Annotated in this window: 4 protein-coding genes and 1 pseudogene; 4 read left to right on the top strand and 1 reads right to left on the bottom strand. The window is 58.9% G+C overall.

Features of this window, described 5'->3' with window-relative positions:
* The first annotated feature begins 694 nt into the window (after positions 1–694).
* Genes rluC through sppA form a run of 3 tightly spaced genes read left to right on the top strand, consistent with a single transcriptional unit; the run spans position 695 to position 3317 of the window.
* On the top strand, positions 695–1654 hold the full coding sequence (gene rluC / locus ACIGDJ_RS27995) for a 23S rRNA pseudouridine(955/2504/2580) synthase RluC (protein ID WP_101156196.1): 960 nt from the start codon (positions 695–697) through the stop codon (positions 1652–1654).
* A complete protein-coding gene (locus ACIGDJ_RS27990) occupies positions 1641–2303 on the top strand; it encodes an HAD-IA family hydrolase (protein ID WP_101156199.1) in 663 nt (220 codons plus the stop codon). The genes rluC and ACIGDJ_RS27990 overlap by 14 nt, the downstream gene beginning before the upstream one ends.
* A 24-nt stretch (positions 2304–2327) precedes the next feature.
* The gene (gene sppA, locus ACIGDJ_RS27985; RefSeq protein WP_312999847.1) at positions 2328–3317 is read left to right on the top strand and encodes a signal peptide peptidase SppA; all 990 of its coding nucleotides are present in this window, start codon (positions 2328–2330) and stop codon (positions 3315–3317) included.
* Between the two features lie 85 nt (positions 3318–3402).
* On the opposite strand, the gene ACIGDJ_RS27980 is transcribed toward sppA, so the two are convergent.
* A complete protein-coding gene (locus tag ACIGDJ_RS27980) occupies positions 3403–3981 on the bottom strand; it encodes a nucleoside triphosphate pyrophosphatase (protein ID WP_101156204.1) in 579 nt (192 codons plus the stop codon).
* Between the two features lie 105 nt (positions 3982–4086).
* Here ACIGDJ_RS27980 and ACIGDJ_RS27975 point away from each other — a divergent pair.
* Positions 4087–4234, top strand: a pseudogene (locus tag ACIGDJ_RS27975) (hypothetical protein); the annotation flags it as partial.

Raw genomic sequence — 4234 nt, 5'->3', positions numbered from 1 at the left:
ACCGTCGGTTTCCGGGCTGCCGGAAACGGCGTTCGGCACACACGACATCTCACGGTCGGTGTCACGTTCGTCGGGAGTGGTTGGCCATTCCCGTGTCCAGCGATGTCCGACCAATTGGGCCGATACCGCGACGTACGCGTCCTGCTTGCTGTGGCTACTTAAGCACTCAGTCAGGAGGAGGAATCAACCAGCGGCTGTGGACGAGATGAAGCGTCTTGATCAAAGCTTGTTGCTACACAGTCCGGCGGTTGTGCATCTCCACCCTACACGTATCCCTGATAATTCGGGTGCTGCCGCGCGCAGAATCCGCAGCGGGTTGGCATTTACCGTGAGCTCCGAAAGGGGAGGTCACGCATCATGGCTAATTCAGGCGATGTTTCCGGAACATTCGCTCGGGGTCATTCGCAGTCGACTGCACTTTGTGAACTGGCCTTGAATGTTGCCTGCCGTGCGAGTCAGAACTCTGCTCGGCGGCGTAATTCAGGCCTCATGTCACCTGCGCTCGTTACAACCGCAAACTCCACCGTTACGTAGCGAAAGCCCCGTAGGACGGCCTCGCGCCCTGGTGAATTGCGTTGGTCAGGGCCGGTCGTTGACCGTGGTTCCGCTGTCCAGGCCGCTTTTGGCGGCGTTCGCGACTATAGCAGCAATGATTAAGTGCTTCAATTCCATAAAAATTGTTATCATCCGCGGCATGACAACTACTGCCCCTTCGACTCCAGGCGTTCAATTGCTTGAAGTCTCGCCGGAGTATGCCGGCCAACGAATCGACAACTTTCTCCTCGCCCGGCTCAAAGGCGTGCCCAAGACCTTGATTTACCGCATTTTGCGCAAAGGCGAAGTGCGCGTGAACAAGGGGCGGATCAAGCCCGAATACAAGCTGCAGGCCGGCGACATCGTGCGCGTGCCGCCGGTTCGCGTGCCTGAACGCGACGAACCGGTGCCGCTGGCCCAGGGGCTGTTGCAGCGCCTGGAAGCTTCGATCGTCTTCGAAGACAAGGCCCTGATCGTGATCAACAAGCCCGCCGGCATTGCGGTTCACGGCGGAAGCGGGCTGAATTTTGGTGTGATCGAAGCTTTTCGTCAGTTGCGTCCCGATGCCAAGGAGCTGGAGCTGGTTCACCGTCTCGACCGTGACACCTCCGGCCTGCTCATGATTGCCAAGAAGCGCAGCATGTTGCGCCACCTGCACGAGCAACTGCGCGGCGATGGCGTCGACAAGCGCTACATGGCGCTGGTCCGTGGCAACTGGGCTACGTCGATCAAGCAGGTTCGTGCACCGTTGCTCAAGAGCAATCTGCGTTCCGGCGAGCGCATGGTCGAGGTCAACGATGAAGGCAAAGAAGCCCTGACGATGTTCAAGGTGCTGCGCCGCTTCGGCGATTTCGCCACCATGGTCGAGGCTAAACCGGTTACCGGTCGTACCCACCAGATTCGCGTGCACACCTTGCATGCTGGCCATTGCATTGCGGGTGACAGCAAGTATGGCGACGAGGATTTCACCAGGGAAATCCGCGATCTGGGCGGCAAGCGTCTGTTCCTGCACGCCTATATGCTGACCGTGCCGCTGCCCGACGGCGGCAAGCTGAATTTGCAAGCGCCCGTCGATGAAATGTGGGCCAAAACAGTGGAGCGATTGAGTGCGCCCATCTGATTACAAGCTGCTGATTTTCGACTGGGACGGCACCCTCGCCGATTCCATTCATCGGATCGTCGAGGCCATGCACTCGGCGTCCGGGCGTTCCGGCTTCGAGCTGCGCGATGATTTCGCCGTCAAAGGCATCATCGGTCTCGGCTTGCCGGAAGCGATTCGCACGCTGTATCCCGAAATCAGCGACGCAGAAATGCTCGCGTTTCGCGAGTACTACGCCGATCACTACATTGCTGCCGAAGCGGTGCCTTCGCCGCTGTTCGAAGGCGTGGTCGAGTCGATGGCGTCGTTTCGCGAACAGGGTTATCACCTGGCGGTAGCGACGGGCAAAAACCGTCGCGGACTGGATCGTGTGCTCAAAGCCAACGGTTGGGACGATTATTTCGATATCACCCGCGCTGCCGATGAAACTGCCAGCAAACCGCACCCTCTGATGCTTGAGCAGATCGTCAGCCACTGTGGCGTGCGTCCGGAGCAGGCGCTGATGGTCGGCGACTCGTCCTTCGATCTGCTGATGGCGCGCAACGCGGGGATGGATTCGGTGGCGGTCAGTTATGGCGCGCAATCGATCGAGTCCCTGCAGCAGTTCGAGCCGCGCCTGTCGATCGACCGTTTTTCTGAATTGCATGCCTGGCTGGGTCAGCGGGCTTAATACGTTTTTGCTGGGGTAGATGGCATGACCGACGAATGGAAAGCACCGGCCAAGGCGAGTGCCGACGACGGTGACGCGAAAAGCTGGAAGCTGTTGGAAAAGACCCTGCTGGCCGGAGTCCAGGAGCAACGTCGTTCGCGGCGCTGGGGGATTTTCTTCAAGTTGCTGACGTTTGTTTATCTGTTTGTTGCGCTGCTGCTGTTCACGCCGCTGATGGATATGGAAAAAAGCGCCACCCGCGGGCCGAACTACACGGCGTTGATCGAGATCGACGGTGTAATCGCCGACAAGGAGCCGGCCAGCGCCGACAATATCGTTGGCAGTCTGCGCGCGGCGTTCGAGGATGAAAAGGTCAAAGGTGTGGTCCTGCGTATCAACAGCCCGGGCGGCAGTCCGGTGCAGTCCGGTTATGTCTATGACGAGATCAAGCGTCTGCGTGCTTTGCATCCGGAGATCAAGCTCTACGCAGTGATTTCCGATCTTGGTGCTTCGGGCGCCTATTACATCGCCAGCGCGGCGGATCAAATTTACGCCGACAAGGCCAGTCTGGTCGGTTCGATCGGCGTGACGGCGGCGGGTTACGGTTTCGTCGGCACCATGGAAAAACTCGGTGTTGAACGTCGCACCTACACCTCGGGCGAGCACAAGGCGTTCCTGGATCCGTTCCAGCCGCAAAAGCCTGAAGAAACCGCGTTCTGGCAAAGTGTGCTCGACACCACTCACAAGCAGTTCATCAACAGCGTCAAGCAGGGTCGCGGCGATCGCCTGAAGGATAAGGAGCATCCTGAGCTGTTTTCCGGGCTGGTCTGGTCGGGTGAACAGGCATTGCCGCTGGGCCTGATCGATGGCCTGGGCAGTGCCAGTTCGGTAGCGCGTGATGTGATTGGCGAGAAGGAGCTGGTGGATTTCACCGTGCAGGAATCGCCGTTCGATCGCTTTTCGAAAAAGCTCGGTGCCAGCGTGGCTGAGCAGTTGGCGATGTGGATGGGTTTCCACGGGCCTTCGTTGCGTTAAATCGTTTCAAGCTCAAAAGATCGCAGTCTGCGACAGCTCTTGCATGGATCGGTGCAGGACTGCCGAAGGCTGCGATCTTTTGCTTTCAAGGGATTTGCACGCCTTCGACCAACAACATGTCGATCAGGCGAATCAGCGGCAGGCCAATCAGGCTGGTGGCATCCGGGCCTTCGGTCGATTGAAACAGGCTCACGCCCAATCCCTCTGCCTTGAAGCTGCCCGCGCAGTCGTACGGCTGCTCGATGCGCAGATAGCGTTCGATGCGCGCCTGATCCAGCTGACGCATGTGCACGGTAAACGGCACGCAGTCGACCTGGCATTGCCCGGTCTGGCTGTTGAGCAGGGTCAGGCCGGTTAGGAATGTCACGCTTGCGCCGCTGGCCGCCACCAATTGCTCGCGAGCCTTTTCGAAGGTGTGTGGCTTGCCAATGATTTGCTCGCCGAGGACGGCGACCTGATCCGAGCCAATGATCAGATGAGCAGGGTGGCTGTCCGTCAGGGCGCGGGCTTTTTCCTCGGCGAGGCGTTTGACCAGATCGATCGCGGATTCGCCCGGGCGGTGGCTTTCGTCGATGTCCGGCGAGCTGCAGACGAACGGCAGGTGCAGGCGGGCGAGCAATTCACGACGATAAGTCGAGCTTGAAGCAAGTAATAAAGGCAGCATGGACGTCTCCTGAGGCAAGTGCGGATTCTAGCGGAGGCGCGCAAGTGACGGACAGGGCACAATTTCCTTTGACATGGGTGGGTGCATCCCTATAATGCTGCGCCTATGTTGAATGACCCGATTCCACCTCACGTTGACCCGCGCAAATTGGCTGACCGTGGCACCACCCTTCAAGGTGAACTGCTGCTGGCCGATTTGAAGAGACTCTGCGATCCGCTGTACAAGCGCGAAAGCATTCACGATGAAGCGCCGC

This window comes from Pseudomonas sp. NPDC079367 (assembly GCF_044542195.1).
Classification (GTDB): domain Bacteria; phylum Pseudomonadota; class Gammaproteobacteria; order Pseudomonadales; family Pseudomonadaceae; genus Aquipseudomonas.
The sequence above is the reverse complement of the archived record's forward strand: the minus strand, read 5'-3'. Positions and strand labels throughout refer to the sequence as shown.

Excerpts from the sequence above, each read along its gene's own strand:
- sppA (WP_312999847.1), top strand. The coding sequence starts at position 2,328 with ATGACCGACGAATGGAAAGCACCGGCCAAGGCGAGTGCCGACGACGGT.
- ACIGDJ_RS27980 (WP_101156204.1), bottom strand. The coding sequence starts at position 3,981 with ATGCTGCCTTTATTACTTGCTTCAAGCTCGACTTATCGTCGTGAATTG.
- rluC (WP_101156196.1), top strand. The coding sequence starts at position 695 with ATGACAACTACTGCCCCTTCGACTCCAGGCGTTCAATTGCTTGAAGTC.